The sequence below is a fragment of the Patescibacteria group bacterium genome, from assembly GCA_028710985.1.
Lineage (GTDB): Bacteria > Patescibacteriota > Patescibacteriia > JAHJFT01 > JAHJFT01 > JAQTTB01.
In genome coordinates this window covers 322,595-343,651 of sequence record JAQTTB010000001.1, presented here as the reverse complement: position 1 = coordinate 343,651, position 21,057 = coordinate 322,595, and the positions used below count along the sequence as shown (strand labels likewise).

Annotated in this window: 5 protein-coding genes; 4 read left to right on the top strand and 1 reads right to left on the bottom strand. The window is 51.0% G+C overall.

Going from position 1 to position 21,057, the window contains the following annotated elements:
- The first annotated feature begins 7 nt into the window (after window positions 1-7).
- The 4 genes from PHW53_01630 to PHW53_01615 all read left to right on the top strand — a co-directional run bounded on the left by PHW53_01630 (window position 8) and on the right by PHW53_01615 (window position 4,344).
- Entirely contained in the window at window positions 8-352 is a 345-nt protein-coding gene (locus PHW53_01630) for a hypothetical protein (GenBank protein ID MDD4995151.1), read from the top strand.
- 243 nt (window positions 353-595) lie between these two features.
- Window positions 596-1,702 (top strand): hypothetical protein, encoded by a 1,107-nt coding sequence (locus tag PHW53_01625; GenBank protein ID MDD4995150.1) that lies wholly within the window; start codon window positions 596-598, stop codon window positions 1,700-1,702.
- A 126-nt stretch (window positions 1,703-1,828) separates the two neighbouring features.
- A complete protein-coding gene (locus PHW53_01620; GenBank protein MDD4995149.1) occupies window positions 1,829-3,055 on the top strand; it encodes a hypothetical protein in 1,227 nt (408 codons plus the stop codon).
- A gap of 230 nt (window positions 3,056-3,285) precedes the next feature.
- Complete coding sequence (locus tag PHW53_01615; GenBank protein MDD4995148.1) at window positions 3,286-4,344, top strand: hypothetical protein; 1,059 nt, start codon at window positions 3,286-3,288, stop codon at window positions 4,342-4,344.
- A 141-nt stretch (window positions 4,345-4,485) separates the two neighbouring features.
- On the opposite strand, the gene PHW53_01610 is transcribed toward PHW53_01615, so the two are convergent.
- Window positions 4,486-20,916 carry a hypothetical protein gene (locus PHW53_01610; GenBank protein ID MDD4995147.1) on the bottom strand — a complete coding sequence of 5,477 codons (16,431 nt, stop codon included), beginning with the start codon at window positions 20,914-20,916 and terminating at the stop codon, window positions 4,486-4,488.
- Window positions 20,917-21,057: the final 141 nt, after the last annotated feature.

Below are 21,057 nucleotides of genomic sequence, written 5' to 3'. Positions count from 1 at the left end.
GTTTTATATGTTAGATGACCAAGATTTAAAGAAAATCGGGACAGAATTTGGCAATTTTTACGAGCAAACCATTGCTCCGCAGTTTGATGAATTGCGAGAAGAGATTGGCGGTATTAAGGGAGAAATCAAAGAAATACGTTCAACCATGGCAACTAAAAAGGATATTATGGATACCCGAGATTATTTGGCCGATAAAATCGCTGATTTATCTGGCGAAACCGTGGTCCGGGACAAAAAATTAGAAGAAAAAATAGACACACAAACTAGCATAATGGCAAGCCACGGGCTAATTGACCAAGCCGATCTGGAGCGCCTGGGGCAGATTAAGATTTTTCCCAAACCGGCAGAATAGATATATTAATCATAAAAATTATCAAAACCGCCTTTGGGCGGTTTTTTGTATGCGCCTCGGTATAGTTAACCTTAGTCACCCTTAGAGATTAACTGTACAGAGCCTTGACAAAACCGCTTAAATATGCTATAATTTCAGGCTACAATGGTAGCATGGGACATTGAAATCCAACCATAAAACACAAGGAGAGGACCGATGAGAAACCTGATAATCGCAACGGCGCTTTTTGCGACCGGCTGCTATATGAGCGAAGCGCGATATGCCGAATCCGACTGCCCGGACGGCGGCTGTGAGCCAATGTGCATACCCGTGACCCATGCCTTCTCGTTCGCAGAAGGCGTGGAAGACTATGACGTGGCGAGCCGCAACGGCCTGGCCACGCTTGTCTGGCGCGATCGTGGCTGCGACATGGGCAAGGGTCACATCGCGGTATTCGAACTCGAGAACCCTCCCGCCGAACTCACTCCCATTCCCCTCGAGACCGATGAGGATCTCGCGGTGTGGAATCCGCGAGTTCTCTGGCACGATGGCAATCCGCAGATCTTCTGGACCCGCTATCACGCCTCGGACTCGCGCGGCACTCTCGTCATGGCCGAGTACGACCTAGAAACGGGAAGCTTGGGCGAGCCAAAGATTCTCTTTGACCAGGGCTACTACTCGAGCCTGGGCGAGGCGGTTTTCCACCCGTCGGGCGAATACGGCTTGGTCTGGGCATACCACGATGAAGTCGTAGGTTACCAGCAGGCAATGTTCGCTCGGTTCTCGCTCGATGGCGAGCTCAAGACGATCCAGGAACTCGGCGACGCGCCGTTCACGACTCATGGAGTTGTTGACACGGTAGCGGATGGTTACTCGCTCGCCTACACCGTTCATCCGGAGCTTGATCCGGCTTACGGCGATGTCTGGACCGTGGACTATTCACTAGTTCATGGGCTGGGCGAAGCCGTCCTCATCAGCCCGGAAAGCGGACGATACTCATCGGCGGCGATCGCGCCGACTCTGGCCGACGACTTCCTGCTCGTTAACCGGGACCGCGGTGATTACAGTGAACTCTACTTCGCCGCCTCCGGAAGCGACGGTCTTGAACTGCTGGATAGCAACGCGAGCGGAAGCCATGGCTTGGGCGCACTCTGGGATGACCGGGCGCTATTGAGCTGGTGCGGTTCCGAAGATGACGCCGACTCGCTTCACGTCCAGCTGGTTGGTCCGGCTCCAAGACGAAGCATCCTAGACATCAGCCTTCCGGGCGGATGCCAGATGACTCACCTGCTTGGCACGGAAACCAACGACTGGATCTTCTGGCTCGATTCCACGAGCAAGAACCTCTCCTACCGCAAGATCTGCAATTGATCTTTCACTAAAGGCTTCCGGGAGCCGCCAACTTACTAAAGCGCTCCCATTTCATCTTGATTGCCTCATTGGTATGGGGCAATAAAGTAGAAATCGGACTTTGAAAAAACCAAGGAGGGTTTTGAAATGAAGAAGCTGATTCTGGCGCTTTGCGCCATGTGTTTCGTGAGCTGCTACCGCGTTGACCTCGACGGCCAGACTGAATGCAACTCGGACAACGAGTGCGAGGACGGCGTGGAGTGCACGCTGGACTACTGCGGAGCCGACAACCTCTGCCACGTGATCGACGAGTGCGTGGAACCGATGTGCGATCCCGAGATCAGAACCATCAACCTGCCGACCCTGGGCTGCGGCCTGGATGCCGCAAGCGACGACGAGAGAATCATCCTCGCATGGATCGGCTGCGATAGCGGAGAGCGAGGAAATATCTCTCTCTTCAATCCGCTCGAACCGCCCGAGGAACTCACGGCTACTCCAATCGAGGAGCCGGGCAATGAACTGCGCAAGCCGTTCGTGTTCTGGTTCGCCGGCGAGAATCCCCGCCTGTTCTGGACTGCAACTTCCAGCGACAGCGCCATCATGTTGACCGGCGAATACGGCATCTCCGAGAGCGCAGTGATAAACCGCGGCGAAATCTGGGACTCCCCATCACCAGCCACGACCACGCTCAACGATGTTAAGCTCGGCCTGGATGGTGAATACGGTCTGGCCCTTGAAGTTCGTGATCCGGAAATCGCCACCGCCTGGTTCGGCCGCTGGTCCGCAAGCACGGGTTTCAACGACTATCACCGGCTCATCAGCGCCGACAGCCGCAGCCCGGTACTTTCACCAACCGAAACCGGCTGGTCTCTCGCCTACACGGTACGCGGAGAATCCAACAACTCGGTTTATCTCACCGAGTTCGTGGCGCCTGACGCATTCGGCGAAGTAACCACCATCGTACTTGAGCCGACCATGTTCGCCACGCGAGCCATGGTCAATGCCGGCGGTACGGCGATGGTGCTCTACGAACGGTACATGGCGGACGACATAAACCAGCTTTCTGCGGGCTGGGTCCTTCCTGACGATACGGTCATGGCGCTGGATCTGGACCGGGACATCGCGGGCGTAGCCGGCATTGATTCGTCAGATGATGATCCGGCACGCGCCAGTTGGTGCGGTGTGGATCTAGAAACCGGCATTTCCAGCATCCACGTCATCCGGCTCACGACCGACCTCGCGGAAACCGAACTCTGGGTTGATCTCGATCTCACCGGATGCGCCGACACCGAACTCATCCGCGTGGGCGACGACGTCTATGCGCTCTGGCTGACCAATGCCGGCCTGTCATTTAAGAATCTCAACTGCCACTAACACACCTTCCTAGGTTTCTGGGAGCCGCCTCCACAAAGCGCTCCCTTTTTTCTTATCAAATTTTGGCTAATATTATATTATTTTGCTTATTTTAGATAAAAAATCACCTTATTACCCTTGACAAAACTCTTAATATCTGCTATAATTTAATGTTAAAATGTAATTGAAGGACAATTCCGTCTTTCATGACTGAACAAACAAGCTCCTTACAATATTGAGAGGAAACCCACATGAAGCGAACGGCCGCGATCGTCCTCGTGGCGATCATGATTCCCGCCTGCTACCAAGAGCCGGCCGGAATCAATCCGGTCGCGCTCGCCAACCCGCCGGTTTCGGCGGAGTTCAACCCGCCATTCTGCGGCTCGCACGACGACTGCAACGACGGCTCCATCTGCACGAACGACCTCTGCCTCATCAACCGGACATGCAGCAACCTCACCAAGTACAACTGGTGCGGCGACAATGTCTATTCGGATGGCGGCACCTGCCCGGCCGAGATTGACGAGACGCCGATTTCTTCCTGCACCACCGGTACGGAACTTCGCGCGGCCTGCGCCGGCTGTACGGTCAGCGACGAGGTACTTGCCCAGGTTCAGACCGAGATTCTGCCCTATTACGCGGAACTCGTCAGCTGGACCGGATACCGGCCTCCCACGGCAGTGGACCGCTACTACGACTCCGGCTACCGCACGCTCAACCTCGCTCTGTTTGCCATGGGTTCGGGACAGACGGTTCATGCCGACTGGTCCGGCGCGCTGGTAAACGAGGACAGTTTCGTGAACGAGCCCACGGTCTCTTACCTCGACGACGAGGGCGTTCCGCGAACTTTCGAAGCCGCGGCCACGCACGAGCTCGCCCATGCCTTCCTCTGGTCACCCTTCTGCGGCGGAATCTGGAATCACGGACTGGTTGAATTCCTTGAGGACATCATCGTTTTTGACCGCATCTACATCGCCATCTACAAGACGGCGGTTGAAGCGGTCAACAGCGGCGCTGAACTCACCGAAGTCGCCACGCCGAGTTCGCAACCCGACCGGCAGATCGGGTACGCGCTTTTTGGCACGCTGTGGGCCTACCACGGCTGCGGCCAAGAGTGCGTGCGCCAAATCCTCGCCGATGTGTACGATTCCTGGTTCCTAACCGATGGCGAAGCGGTTTGCTACGGACCCGAGTTCATCGGGATCGTGAATGCGGCGGTTGGACACGACGTGTCCGGCGTAGTCGCGCTAAGCGGTCTTGATAGCTCGGAACACTTCGAAGCAACCTACGACGCCATTTACCAGGAGTAACTCCACTTCTCTGGCTTCTGGGAGCCGCCAACTTACTAAAGCGCTCCCATTCCTTCTTAATTACCCCAAAAAAAATTGAGATAATTAAGCAGTTAAAAAATCCCCCTTCGACTTCGTTCAGGGGATTTTTTGTTTTGATTATTACGGAATTATTGGTTCAGTTGAAGAACCAGATTCTTCCGGAGGTATAATCGGTTCGGTTGATGAACCCGACTCTTCCGGAGGCACGACTGGTTCGGTTGAAGAAGATTCTTCCAGTGGCGCCGCGCTTGCCGGATTTACAATGTAATCTTCAAGCGTTCTTTCGTATCCGGCGCGCGGAGCCATGAGCATCCAATCAAACGTCACCGCGTTAGTACCGGAATTGAGTTCGGTCACCGTGAATCCGGCCGATGATTTGGCCGTTACTGCAAGACCGGCCGTATTTGCCGAGGTCGGCGTAACGATTACTTTAACATTTAAATTGGAGGATGAGAGCAGGGCAACAACTTCGGCGCTGAATTCAACCGTTGCGGCGCCATTTTCCGTAATGCCCGAACCGCTCACAATAATTTCGGCCTGGGTGGCGGTGACGCCAAAGACTTCTTTTTGTCCGCCGCCGGTTTCCACGCGCGAAATAACCACGCCATTTTCGTCAATCTCCCATTTGTAACCATTGCCGTAAATCTTTTTCACGCCATAGAGATCATGGCCGGTGATATCCAGATCGCCGTTAATATATGTAACCTCGCCCGGAACCGCCGGGAATCCGGAAGCGCCCCCTTCGGCGCCCGGAATGGCGCTCGTTGTACCGCCGTTCCACCAACCCGGATTAACATATAGAATAATTTCATCAGCCGCCGAATCTGATGCTTCAAGCGCATAGCCCACGATCGGTCCGTTTGCCGTGGCTTTCATGCCCACGCCCGGAATGTCAGAACTCGTAATCGGATCGCCGATGGCGATAGCGCCATTCACGTTCGTCACACGGGTCGGAACGCGGCCGGAGAGCGCCACTGGATGAGTTGAAGTGGCAAATTCACCGGCAATGAATCCCGGCTTGGTTGAGACGATGCCGAGCAGCGGATTTTGGTAAGCGCTCGCGCTGCGCGCCACGGTTTCGTCAGCCGTGCCAACGGTCACGATTTCACCAGCCGTGAGGCCGTCATCGGAATAGAACATTTCGGCATAATCATAGCTACCGGTTGCCCAGCCGTCGGCATTGGTGCGCATGTAGTCGCCCAATCCGCCGCTTGTATCCAAGAAAATATATTTGTCGCTCTGCATGACGCCGCGGTCGGACGGATACAGCCGGCCGGAAATCATCAAGTCACCATTATTTGAAACATAGGCGACTTTTTCGTCATCACTATTATTAATAGCTAAACCGAATTCATCAGTGGATGAAACTTCATTCAAAATTGTCATGCTCAAAATTCTTTCGGTACTGGAAACCGTATCCCAACCCGAACCGCGGAACGAGAGGCCGAATGAATCAATGGCCGGAGTTGAGGAAGTTGCAAACAAGGCTGGCTCAAAAGAGAAATTGTCAACAAATGTTGATTTGTCCCCATTATTTTGTATCGCTCCACCCGAATACCACATCGGGTTAACAAATACCATGATGGTTGTTTCTCCGGACCCGCTCCAATCTTCGAGCGCCGTGCCCACGACCATGCCCGGCTTGGTGGATTTCATTCCAACGCCCCTAATATCAGAGGAAGTTATTTGATCACCGGCTTTAATGGGACCATTGGCATCCGAAACCCTTGTCGGCACGCGGCCGATGAGTGCAATCACTGCGGTGCTTGATGACACTTCACGGACATTCTCTCCAAATCTCTGAACCGGGCTCGTTGAAACGATGCCAATTATTCTTGAGTCGTAGGGTTTAGAAGCGCGGTCAACCACGGATGTATTATACGTTCCCGTACTGCTGGTTGAGAGGCCTGATACTGGATCAAATAATACTTCCGAGTATGTAATCGTACTGCTTGCCGCATAGACTATGTCACCGGCAACCGCATCTTCAACGATCGGATACCACTCGGCAATATCTCCCGGCGTGCCGCTGCAATCATATAGCTCTGTACTACCCACTGCGGCATTGGATCCGCAAATACCATTCGTGGACTGTGTGTCAGTAATAATATATACTTGGCCGGTAATCTCAAACCTATCGTCTACTGACTCATCATAAACAATCCATTCTGCGGCTTGATCAAAATAAACATAATCATCGTCAACCTGGCTGCTATTGCCGACATACACATTGCCATCCGCGACCAAATCGTCGCTAAATCTAAATCGGGCGTTTGCATTATCCCATACAAGATACTCGGTTGAGCCACCGTCAAAATACACATAATCATCATCCCCGGCATTTCCATATCCGACATAGATATCGCCGCCAAAGGCCGAATCAGTTACTCCTCCGCCGTAGAATGCCCAGTTAGTGTCGCCGCTCGCGGCGTTCGCATAAACGCCAATTGACGATGATGCATCGCTGCTTGTTATGTCAAAATATCCGGCATATATTTCACCGTCAGCGCTATTGTTGTCTCCGGTTGTAATAGATCTGATGCCATACACATTAACTGAACTAGTTGAATTTGAATTTGTATCCACATCTATGCCAAAAATATCACCGACTCCACCCAGCTTATTGGCAGCTACATCAATACCAGTAACTTTCCGTGTGTTTCCGGGATAACCGCTGACACTTACTATCAGACCTTCCCTTGAAACATCTGACATATTTAATGAGGCAAGATTATTTATTGTCACACCCACGGCTTCATTACTGGCTGCCCAATGAGCAAGATAAACCGAGTGATTATTTATATCATTACTATCTTCAGCAGCAAGGGCAATCTTTGGCGATTGCGCTCTCACGCCCATACTGTAAAGAGCATCACCGGCAACACCCATTACGCCAACTTGCAATCCAACACCGGGTCCATCGATTGCTTCACCGTAAAGTCCATAACTGGTGCTTCCCTCGGATGTGTTTGCTGCCTTTCCATAAACGCCATAGGTAGTTGAAGCGGTGACCGTGTTGTAAAAATATCCGCCATAGGCAAGTGAATCCGCATCATAAACTGTGCCCAATGTTTGCACCTTCGCACCGTATAAATCACCTGGATTTGCTCCGGTGCCGGTGACGCCGATGTCGAGGCCATGCGCTTCGGCCGCATTATTGTGCTGAATGTCAACCCTAACTCCATGAATTGTGCCGCCGTCCACATACATGAGCTTGGTATAGTCGCTCGCATCGGCCGGGTTTTCCGCAAATACGCCGGCGCTTGTACCCTTTGCGAAGACGCCAACGCTTTGCTGCGTCCCTCCGGATGCATTAGCATAAATGCCATAGGTGCTAGATGCTGTTACTGCCGCGCTGAAATACCCGCCATAGGCGTATGAACTCGGATCATAGGCGACTCCGGTCAAGGTAGCGCTTACTCCCTGCAAATCTCCAGCGTTGCCCGCAGAACCCGTTACTGTAATTTTACTGCCGTAAGCAGTGGCTGCGTCATTATGAATTATTTGTGTATTTACCCCATTCACCGTGCCGCCGCTAACATTTAAGAGCTGAGTATAATCATTGGCATCGGCGGGATTTTCCGCATAAACCCCGGCGGTCGTGCCTTTTGCAAATACGCCATAACTTGCGGTTGTGCCGTTACTCGCATTTGCATACACGCCATACGTGGTCGAAGCGACTGCTAGGCCCGTAAAGTAACCCCCATAAGAAGTTGAGCCTACTGAATAAATACCTCCGGTCGTTCTGCCATATACTGCATATGATTCCGAGTCGGCACTACCAACCACTGTGTACACCCCATAATTTTTATCACCACCCGCTACATCGATTTTTACTCCATAGGTCGAATCGCCCGTTGATCCAGTTGCTACAAAATTGCCACCGATCTGATGCTGGCCGTCTTCCGCAGAGGCATATATACCATAATTATCCGTAGCTGTGCCCTCGGCGCTAAAGTAGCCGCCGTATGCATAATCCACCAGACCACCACTGTTGTTGCTCGTACCATAAACGCCATAGGTACTACTCACATAGCCATCCGAAACCCGGGAATATCCATAGAATGCTCTGGCATCTTCCAAAGTTTTACCGCCGGTTGTTGTTACATAAATTTGCGCCGCATTGCCAATTAGCATATCGTTCGCGTCGCCGGCGGTTCCGCTCCATGTCGCCACATCGCTTTGCGCGCCAAAATAGTAATTTCCGGCGCCAACGCTGCCGGTAAATGCAACTGTGGTGCTCACGCCGGTCTGCAAGCCAGTGATGCCGGCGCCGGAGAATGTTTCCAAAATACCAAGCGCGTAATTATCCGAAACCGCCGCATCCTCAATTGCCACGTGGTCGCCGAAGTAGGAGTAGCCGCCGGCGTCTGGCGAATAAAATGCATAATTTGTCGCGCTTCCTGAAACGGTCGCATAAACGCCATAGTTGGTCGTGCCCGCGCCTGATGCCGTTACATGGACACCGTAGTTACTAACTCCCGTGCCAGCTTGAATAACATATACTGTACCCGCGTCGGTTCCGCATCCATCACCGCCGACGCAAATATATCCATTTGTATATAAAGCCACCGCCGCGCCAATCATGCCTGAATCATAGAAATCATCACCGGCCATACTAAAAGTCGTATCCGTAATCGTCTCCGTGGTTGCGCCAACATACATATTGCCATTAAGGACCGCGACATTACCGGCACCGAAATAGGCGGCCCAATTCGCCGCGGCTCCTCCTGTAGCGGTTGCGTAAATGGCATAATTGTTCGTGCCCGCGCCCGATGCTGTCACATTGATGCCATAGTTACTAACTCCCGTGCCGGCTTGAATAATGTTCAACATCCGCGTACCCAATATAGTTGTGCCAATTGCAACCTTACCGTCAACCGTGAGATTGCCATCGGTGCTAATTTCACCGTCGTCAGCTATTTTCATGCCGGTTCCGCCGTAATCGCCGGCCACGGTCGGATAAATATAACCCGCGGCATCGGTCCATTTTGAACCGGCCGAAACGATGGCAAGGTCAAAATCCTCAAGCACAAACTGGACATTGGTTGAAGCCGATTGAGTAATATTGGCTGAATCAACGCCGACGAAATATGCGCCAGAATGCAGACGGTCGGTTGAGCTTGCGATAGCCGTACCCGATGCGTCAAAGATAAGATTGGTTGATGAAACAGCAAGACTGCCGTCAAAGCCGCTCGTGCCAACAACATGCAGCTTGTAACCGGGATCGGTGGTGTTGATGCCGACCCGACCGGCTTCATCCACCATGAACAGGTCGCCGTTATTACCCGAAACTGAAGAAACCGCCAGAAAACCGCTCGCGGTTGAAGTGGCGACCTCTAAGCCAAAATCCGGCGTAGTGTCACCCATGCCGACACTGCCGTTTGCTAAGACAGTCAGCAGTTCGCCGTTAAGATTTCCGGAATAAACTGCCAGAACTCTGTCGGTTCCATAAAGAGCATTCTCATTACCAATTCTAAAGGCCGTATTTCCGCTTCCCGTAGTGATTGCTCCCAAAACATTTAATTGGCTATTCGTTGCCGGAGCTTTCCAGTTTATATAATTTAATATACCCGAAGCCTTCGCGGTGAAGGATTCGGTTCCTCCGGCGTAAAAAGTTAGTTGATTCGCGGTTATGGACCCGAAACCCGTGTCCGGATCATCGGAAAAAGTCAGGGATGGAATTGGATACGCTTGCTTTGGAACATAAATTTTAGTCGTGGTTGAGGCCGGATATATATATGAAGCATTTGCTTTCCAAAGGTTGGCTGAAGATGAGGCGTTGGTGATCGCGAGATCCAAATCCTCCAGCACGAACTGGACATTGGTTGAGGCGGACCAGGAGAAGTTGTCGGCAACACCAATGACATAAGCGCCCGAGGTTGTCCGGGAAGCGCTGGTTTGAACATCAATACTATCAATAAATAACTGCGTGGTAGAGACATAACCCAGGACCGTGGCATTGCCCGAGAGATTCGCGTTCGCGAGGAAGGCCGTGCCGGAGGCGAAGATATCTTTCCAGGCATAGCCGTATGCGCCCAAATCCTGTGTTCCCTGGTTGTATGGATAAATTTTTCCACCGATCCAGCCCTGAAGGGTATTTCCGATATTTATGTAATTGGTTGAAGCCGTGCTTGTGGCATTATCAACGTCATAGCCAATAAGCAAATTGCCAGATCCCGTTGTTATACTATCTCCGGCTTGATAACCAATCATTATATTGTTATTTGACCCTGTCTGAGCCGCATACCCGGCATTGTAACCAATGTACACGCCGTTTTGGTTGCTGTATGCCGCGGTTCCTCGTGCCGCTTGATAACCAATTGCCACCGTACTTGTGGCCGATGAGTTATAGAGTGAAGAATAATAACCGATCGCGGTGTTATATGAGCCGGTGGTGTTAGCGCTTAAGGCATATAAACCGATGGCGGTGTTATTCGTACCGGTGGTGTTGGCGTATAGAGTATAAGAACCAACCCCGGTGTTACCCGCACCAGTGGTATTGGTGTATAAAGCGGCATAACCAACCCCGGTATTATTCGCGCCGGTGGTGTAGCGTAAAGCAGCATTACCAATCGCGGTATTATTCGCGCTAGTGGAATTGGTATATAAAGCAGCCGAACCGATTGCGATGTTACCCGCGCCGGTGGTGTTGGATTGGCCGGCGGCATTACCGATAAAGGTATTATTCGCACCAATGGTATTGGAAAAACCAGCGGCATAGCCAATAAAGGAGTTATAATTACCAATAGTATTGGCATAGCCGGCGTAAGCACCAACGAAGGCATTATAATCCGTTGAAGTGGCAACATTTCCGGCGCCATGACCGATAAAAGTATTGTCCGTGCCGTCTGAATTAAGCGCTGCTCCCGCGCCTTGCCCAAGAAGTGTATTGCGGGTGTAGGGATTTCTTAAAATTATGTTCCCGCCGATTTTATATCCGACGGTCGCGTCGGAAACATTAACATAATTTGCCGCCGTTACGTTGGTTAAATACGCTGTGCCTGAAGCGTAAATATCTTTCCAGGCACTACCAAACGCTCCTAGGCTTTGCGCATTGTTTGATGAAGGGAAAACATTGGCCGTGGTTGAGGCCGGATATATATAAGAAGCGTTTGCTTTCCAGATATTGGCCGACGATGAGGCGTTGGTGATGGCAAGGTCCAAATCTTCCAGCACAAACTGGACATTGGTTGAAGCCGACCAGGAGAAATTGTCGGCCACGCCGACGTTGTAGGCGCCGGAATCGTCTCTTGCCGTTGATTCGGAAAGATAAGTGCTGGTATTGATAAATAATTCAGATGACGAGACGTACATATTATCCATGAACGCGCTCGTGCCGGAGACATGCAGGAGATAATTTGGCGCGGTTGTGCCAATGCCGACGTTGCCGCCGCCTGGTAACAACAAAACCCTGCTACCCGCAGGTGTTGCAAAGTCATTGTAAAAAGAGGCCGTAACAGAATCATCAAATCCGGTAATTTCAAAATATTTCTGCCCGCTGAGGTCTTTAAGTTGCAGTTTCGCCGCTCCCCCCACGCCACTCTGGCGGAATGTCCATGCTCTTTCCGTGGAAAATCTCAAAGCTTCAGTCCCGTCACCAGAAACACTAATATTCAATTTCGCCACTGGCCCGGTCGTCCCGATGCCCAGATAACCGGTATCGTAGTCCCAATATGTACCCGGGGCTCCGCCGGTTGCCTGGAAATGCACATCTCCGCCCGTGACCTGAAGAGTGGAAGTCGGCGACGCGGTATTGATACCCACATAGCCATTAGAGCCCAGGATGGTAAATCTTAATGTCTCACCCGCGGCGGTTCCGCGGTTGGCATATGGCTGGCTGCTGATATTAAAATTTTCCGTGCTCGTAAAGAAAATCTTGCTGTCGGCACGGAGTGCGGTAAATTTTGAGATGGAACTGCCTTCGACCAGTACAAAAGGATATGACGTTCCAACGATGTGCAGAGTGGTTGAAGGCGTGGCCGTGCCAATGCCCACGTAGTTCGAGGTGCCGCTGACAAAGAAAGTATTCCATGACTGGCCGAAGAGCACGGCGCCGTTATCATAGAAGCGGTTCTTGTCCCCGGCCGGAGTGTTGTATATATATGTACCCGCATCGGTCCAAAGCATGGCCGAGGTGGAAACCGTGGTCAGAGTGGCATCCAAATCTTCCAGCACGAACTGGACATTGGTTGAGGCGGACCAGGAGAAATTGTCGGCCACGCCGACGTTGTAGGCGCCGGAATCAAGGCGGTCGGTTGATTCGGAGAGAGCGGTATCCGTACCGATAAAAAGCTCTGAGCTTGAAACAAATAATTTATTTTCCACATAAACATCCCCGGCGCCAAACCAGCCGGCCCAGTTTGTTGTAGCGGCGGATGACGACGCGAAGATGCCATAGTTCACGACCGGAGTTGAAGCACCGTCCGTGGCCACGGCATAGACACCGTAGTTAGTAGAATCGGCGCCGCCGACCGCATATGAATACACGCCGTAACTTGTGGCCGAATCTCCGGTATTGGTTCTTGAATAAAGGCCATAGGTAGCATCCGAAGTGTCACCAACCGCTTCAAGATAAGCGCCATATTGAGAGATGCCGCCCGTGGCTTTACCGACCATGCCAAAAATACTATTGTCGCCACCGTTGCCCGTACCCAAACCGTAAACTCCAACCACATCCGCGGTGTCAGAAGCCGCCATGCCGCGCACACCGAAATTTTTTAAACTTTTTCCCGCCAAGTAGACCACGGGGCTATAGCTGGCGCCGTCAACTGATACATTGACGCCATAGCCATAGTTATGAATGTTATCAATATCAATATCAAGGCCGTAAATAGTACCGCCATATTGGGCAACGATCTTATTGCCGTAAATAGTACCGGCATAGCCTGCTGCGTTGCCCTTCACACTCATACTTGAGCCATAAAGGTTGGTACTGACTCCGGTTAAATCATCCAGTGTCAAATATATACCGTAGGACTCCGAAGCGGCTTGCACATCAACATTGGCCCAAAAACCATAGGCTTTTTCACCCGACGGAGCCGAGGTGGTTGTTTTATAACCCCAGTTAGCATCCGCGCCGCCAACCTTGGTTTCCATGCCGACGTGATCAGACGTACCACCATTTGCCGTTGTATTCACTTCAAGATATCCACCCCAGGCATCAACGGTCGTGCCATAGCTCGGATTCAAGCCATAAACAACATAGGAATTTGTGCCGCTCGCGGTGCCAAAATACGCGAAATTATAATTTGTCGCATTATACGCATGGCTAACATTGCCGGAATTAAATAATGCAACGCCCACCGCCCGGCTCATAATTCCGGTATTTGTACGAACGCCACCGTAGCTGCCATCGGCCAGGAAATATCCGGCCGCGCCCGAAGGTACTTGATACCAGTCGCCCGGAATAAGAGAAGTGGATGTGGTATGAGAATACAAACCGTATTTATCCGTGGCGGTGTTTTCAATATTCACGATTTTTGAGGTGTCAGTTGCCGTGCCGAAAGCGGCATAGCCATCAACCACGAGATTTGAATCGGTGTTGATTTCGCCGTTGTCGTATATGCGCGCGCCGGTGTCGTAATAATCGCCGGCCGCGGTCGGATAAATATAACCTTCTGCGTCGGTCCAGATGCCTCCAGCGGCGGTAATTGCCGCGTCCAAATCTTCAAGCACGAACTGGACATTGGTTGAGGCCGACCAGGCAAAATTGTCGGCAACACCCACATTGTAGGCGCCGGAATCAAGGCGGCCGGTTGATTCGGAGAGAGCGGTATCAGTGCCGATAAAAAGCTCCGAGCTTGAAACAAATAATTTATTTTCCACATAAACGTCGCCTCCCGCAAACCAGCCGGCCCAGTTAGCCGCCGCGCCGGTCACATTAGCATAAACACCATAGTTCGTATCACCAACACCGAATCCGGTTACTTCGGCATCAATGCCGTAATTTGTATCACCTGCCGCGCCCCCGACAGTGAATTGGCCGCCGTATTGCACTGTGCCACCGGCTGAACCCGAAACACTGGCGGAAATACCGTAGTTAGAACCCAGGCCGTCCGAGACCATAAGATTGACGCCGTAGTTTGATCCGGCCGCGCCGTCGGTTACCGAGGCACTGAAACCATAATTGGATGTGCCGCCGGTTACTGTTGAATATACGCCATAAGCGCGGCTTATGCCGTCGCCTTGAGCATCGGAAAATGTGCCATAAACGCCGGTATTTGTTGACCCAGCGGAAATTGCCCGATTATATGCGCCGTAAACCGTATCCGCGGTCGCGCCGGCTTCCTGAAGACCATAATTATACGCGCCGTAAATATACATGGTATTAGTCGCGGACCGGCCTTCAGAGTATGAACCAGTAACCGTAATCGAGCCGCCTGAGCCGGAATCATAAGTGCCGGCGAATTCGGCTTGGCTATAGGCGCCATACATTTGATAAATTTGATCCGCCACATCAACCGTGCTTGAAACCTGGGCGTGCAGACCATAGTTGGCTGCGCCGGCGGCGAGCGTGCCGCCATATACTTTATACAGCTGAAGTAATCTGTCGCCGCCGGCAATATCAACATAGAACGGCGAGACACCGTCCGGAGTTGCGGCGCCGGCCAGGATATCGGCCGTGGTGGATGCCGGATATATATATGAAGCCCCGAGTTTCCAGATATTGGCGGATGAGGAGGCGTTGGTGATCGCAAGGTCCAAATCTTCCAGCACGAACTGGACATTGGTTGAGGCGGACCAGGAGAAATTGTCGGCCACACCAATGACATAAGCGCCCGAGGTTGTCCGGGAAGCGCTGGTTTGAACATCAATACTATCAATAAATAACTGCGTGGTAGAGACATAACCCAGGACCGTGGCATTGCCGGAGAGATTTGCATCCGCGAGGAAGGCTGTACCGGACGCGAAGATATCATTCCAGGCATTTCCAAAGTAGCCGATGTCCCGTGAATTATTTGCGTCCGAATAGACAGTTCCGGTTACTTGTGCGCCAGTTGCGGTTACCTGGAATCGTTGAGCACCATTTACAGCGATCGCAACCGCATCGGATAATGGACTGTAGATTCCTGTGTTTGTATCTCCGGCAAAACTGTAGCTTGGCGTGCCGACGGCTCCGACTGAATTTTGAATACCGGTTAAGAATGCCGTGCCGGAGGCATAGATATTGCGCCAGGCATAAGAGAAAGCGCCTAAATCTCGGGTATTATTGGCGGTTGGCAGAATTGAACCGCCGACATCCACTTCAGAATTGCCCATGGTCACTATGCTCGCTCCGTTTGAAGAGAAACGAACATTGCCCGTACCCGCCCAAAACATACCTGTATCAGAATCTGCGGCGAAAGAGTAGCTTGGCGCGCCAAGAGCTCCGTCAGAATTCAATACGCCGGTGAGATATGAAGTTCCGGAGGCATAAAAATCTTTCCAGGCGCTGCTAAACGCACCCAGGCTTTGCGCATTGTTTGATGAGGGGAAAGCATTGGCCGTGGTGGAGGCCGGATATATATATGAAGCGCCGGTTGACCAGATACCCGCTCCGGCCGCGATTGTGTCAAATGGTGTATACGTCGCTGAATCCTCATCGCGATACTCCATTTCGCCGGTAGAGGAATTCAAGCGGAAGCCGGAATAGTTAGTCATGGTTGATGAAACGAAATATAGTATGGGTTGTGCATCAACCGTCGCAAATCGGGAATAATTGTTGGAATCACCGTTTGGCTGGATATTTAAAATTCCATCCGTTAGACTTCCATAAATCCGATTGCCAATGTTTAAGTAGTTAGATGTGGTTGCGAGCGGTGTATCAACATCATAACCAATCAATATATTATTAGCGCCGGTTGTGATACTGTTTCCGGCTTGAAAACCGATCATTATATTGTTATCCGACCCTGTTTGAACAACATACCCCGCTCTGTAACCAATATACACGCCATTTTGGTTGCTATATGCCGCGGTTCCTCGCGCCGCCTGATAACCAATTGTCACCGTGCTTGTGGCCGATGAGTTATAGAATAGAGCGGAATAACCAACCGCGGTGTTATTCACGCCGGTGGTGTTGGAGTATAAAGCGGAATAACCAACCCCGGTGTTATTCGCGCCGGTGGTGTTGGTTTGGCCGGCGGCATTGCCGATAAAGGAGTTGTAAGAGCCGGTGGTGTTGGCATAGCCGGCGGCATAGCCGATGGAGGAGTTATAATTGCCAATGGTATTGGCATAGCCGGCGACATAACCGATGAAGGAGTTGCCACTGCCAGTAGTGTTGTCTTTGCCAGCGGCATAGCCGATAAAGGAATTATTAGCGCCGGCAGCATTGTTCTGGCCGGCGTAAGGACCGATAAAAACGTTATAATCTGTTGAAGTGGCTGTGTACCCAGCGAAATAACCAATAAAAGTATTATCCGTGCCATCTGAATTGATGTTTGCCCCTGCGTTTTGCCCGATAAGTGTATTGTGAGTATAGGGATTTCTTAAAATAATGTTCCCGCCGATTTTATATCCGACGGTCGCGTCGGAAACATTAACATAATTTGCCGCCGTTACGTTGGTTAAATACGCTGTGCCTGAAGCGTAAATATCTTTCCAGGCGCTGCCAAACGCACCCAGGCTTTGCGCATTGTTTGATGAGGGGAAAACATTGGCCGTGGTTGAGGCCGGATATATATATGAAGCGTTTGCTTTCCAGATATTGGCCGATGATGAGGCGTTGGTGATGGCGAGGTCCAAATCTTCCAGCACAAACTGGACATTGGTTGAAGCCGACCACGAGAAGTTGTCGGCCACGCCCACATTGTAGGCGCCGGAATCAAGGCGGTCGGTTGATTCGGCGAGAGTTGTGTCACTTCCAACAAATAATTTTGAAGATGAGGTGTAAAGATTACCGTAAGAAAAAATATTTCCATTAAATATAACTGCGGTCAACCCGTCACTGGTTCGGAAAATTTCTGTTCCCGCATGAGTCTGCCAAGTATGAGCATATGCCTTATACGTAATACGACCGTTATTGGTTTCCTGAATTAGCGTACCAGAAGAGAGGGTGGAGATGGTCAATTGCCCGGTCTTGCCGCCGGTTGTATCTTGCTGACGGAAACTCCCGTCGTACACATGGAGCATCACTTGCGGAGTTGAAGTGGCAATACCCACATATCCATTGGAGCCCTGAATGGTAAATCTCACTGTATCGCCCGTGGCCGTGCCGCGGTTTGCATAAGCCTGGCTAGCGATCCTGTAGTTGGAGGCATTGTTGAAGAAGATATTGGCATCACCCCTCAAAGACAGGAAGCTCGGAACCGAACTGTCATTAATTAATAACTGCGGGTAGCTGCCAAGAATATGGAAAACGCTTAAAGCGTTATTCGTGCCGACACCAACGCGATTGTTCATGGCGTCAACATAAAGCGTGGTGTTGGTGGCATCAAAGTTGACACTGCCGGTATCATAAAACCGGTTAATGTCTCCGGCCGGGGTATTATATATATATGTACCCGCGTCGGTCCAAAGCATGGCCGAGGTAGAAACCGTGGTCAGAGTGGCGTCCAGGTCATCAAGCACATCCTGCACATTGGTGCTTGCGGACCAGTCAAATTCGTCATAAGTGCCGATTTTGTAGGCGCCGGCCGTGGTATTGCCCGTACCCTGGCCTTCTATATCTATACTATCTATATAAACTTGGGTGGTTGAGACATAGCCCAGGACAGTAGCATTGCCGGAGAGATTCGCGTTCGCGAGGAAGGCCGTGCCTGAAGCCCAGATGTCTTTCCAGGCATAACCGTATGCGCCCAAATCCTGTGTTCCATGATTGTATGGATAGATTTTTCCACCGATCCAGCCCTGGATGGTATTTCCGATATTTATGTAATTGGTTGAAGCCGTGCTTGTGGCATTATCAACATCATAGCCAATAAGCAAATTGCCAGATCCCGTTGTTATACTGTCTCCGGCTTGATAACCAATCATTATATTGTTATCCGACCCTGTTTGAGCCGCATACCCGGCATTGTAACCAATGTACACGCCGTTTTGGTTGCTGTATGCCGCGGTTCCTCGAGCCGCCTGATAACCGATTGCCACTGTGCTCGTGGCCGATGAGTTGTAAAATGAAGCAAAATAACCAATCACGCTGTTATTCGCGCCAGTGGTGTTGGCGCTTAAGGCGTAAAAACCGATCGCGCTATTATTCGCGCCTGTGGTGTTGGCGTATAAAACATAAGAACCGATCGCGGTGTTATTCGCGCCGGTGGTGTTATAGTAGCCAGCACCATAGCCGATGAAAGCATTGGCAGCACCGGTGGTGTTTGAATAGCCGGCGGCATTACCAATAAAGGAGTTGTAGGAGCCGGTAGTGCTGTAGCGGCCAGCGGCATAACCGATGAAGGAGTTATTTGCGCCGATGGTGTTGGTATAGCCGGCGTAAGAGCCGATGAAAATATTATTAGCGCCGGTGGTGTTGGCATAGCCGGCGACATAGCCAATGAAGGCATTGGCAGTACCGGCAGTGTTGGCATAGCCGGCGTAAGAGCCGATGAAAGTATTGTAATCTGAAGAAGTGGCTGCAGCTCCGGCCAAATAACCGAGAAACATATTGTCCGTGCCATCTGAATTAAGAGCCGCTCCCGCGCTTTGACCAAGAAGTATATTGCGGGTATAGGGATTTCTTAAAATTATGTTCCCGCCGATTTTATAGCCGACTGTCGCGTCGGAAACATTAACATAATTTGCCGCCGTTACGTTGGTTAAATATGACGTGCCCGAAGCATAAATATCTTTCCAGGCACTACCAAACGCTCCTAGGCTTTGCGCATTGTTTGATGAAGGGAAAACATTGGCCGTGGTTGAGGCCGGATATATATATGAAGCGTTTGCTTTCCAAAGATTGGCCGATGATGAGGCGTTGGTGATCGCAAGGTCCAAATCTTCCAGCACGAACTGGACATTGGTTGAAGCCGACCAGGAGAAATTGTCGGCAACACCCAAGTAGTAAGCGCCGGAGTGAGTTCGGTCGGTTGAACTTGCGAAGGCTGTACCGGCGGCGTCAAAAATGAGATTGGTTGATGAAACAGCAAGGCTGCCATCAAAACCGCTCGTGCCAACAACATGCAGCTTGTAGCCGGGGCTGTTGGTGCCGATGCCGACCCTGTAGGCAGTAGATGTATATGCCAGATAAGCATTGGTGCTAACACTTAGAACTGCGCTTACACTTACGCTATTATAAAAAGTGCCATTATATGCCGCTAAAGATGCATATCCGCTATCAAAAGGAGCGGTAAAAATAATACCAGTTCTATAACTTGATTCACCGCCCAATTTATACTGAAAATATAAATCTGAGGTCGCCTGTCGACCAGCGTATTGATGAGGTAGGACATACACTTGCCAATCCACTTCTTGAGATGCACTTTCTGCAAGTGACCAACCTTGACTTCTAAAATTTAATGCAGGCGAAACCTGTTGTGCACCAGCGCCGGCGGCGGTTGTGTTTGCTAAAATTATTTTGTTTGCCGTAGTTGTTCCAAGTGAATTTGCATCAACCTCAAGTGCCGCGGCCGTAGGAGAAGTTGTAAAGATACCAATACTGTGCGCGCTTTGATCAATAAATAATGTATCACTCACTTGGTCAAACTTAATATCGCCGTTGTCATAGAATCGGTTAATGTCACCGGCCGGGGTGTTATATATATATGTACCTGCATCGGTCCAAAGGTTGGCTGAAGATGAGGCGTTAGTGATTGCGAGATCCAAATCCTCAAGCACGAACTGGACATTGGTTGAGGCCGACCACGAGAAGTTGTCGGCAACACCAATGATATACGCGCCTGAGGTTGTCCGGGAAGCGCTGGTTTGAACATCAATACTATCAATAAATAATTGTGTGGTTGAGACATATCCGGCGACCGTCAGATCGCCTTCCGCATCCAAAAGCAGCCGCTGCGAGCCGTTATTTGCGATACCCAAAAGCGTTTCATCGGCTGCCGGAGCGGCTGGATTAATATATAGGGAACCCTGTGTAACCGCGCCGCCTTGGGGATCGCCGGTAATGGTGAGATTGCCGTTGGCAGTCAGCGCGACCACGGCCGAAGAAATTGCGCCGGTAGTCGTGGCATGCAATCCGTCCAATAAATCCGAGTTGAATGCATAAGCCGCGGCGCCAATTTCTTTGCGCGGCGTCATTTCGCCATCAGCCTCAACATTAACACCCAGCCAGTAGCCGGCTTCATCTTCAAAATTCAAGTCAAGCGTGCCGCTTGAACCCAGCAAAATGCTGAATAGACCGTCATCAACAGCAACATCAAAGGAATCTGACCAGAGTTCACTGCCGGCAGTGACGGCATCGTAAATCTTGAATTCAATGCCATAGGTTCCGTCCGCCACCGGGATTTTGGAAGAATCAAGCAGTTTTCCCTGATAGTTGATGTATTTATTAATCGCAGCATGGGCTTTTTCCGGAGTCACGAACGCACCGAACCAGACAAGCAACATCAAAACTGCCATTTGCAAAACAATGGTTTTCTTTAAAGTCCGCTTGAATTGTCTTCCTCCGATTGAGTTCATACTTTCGGACTCAGGTTAGGGCTCATTTTGCGCAAGAGCACTGACTTCAGTCCGAGAGCGGAAAAGATAGAATCTAGAATCTAGAAGCTAGAATCTAGTCTTTTCGGAGAATCTAGGAGCTAGAATCTAGAATCTAGTCTT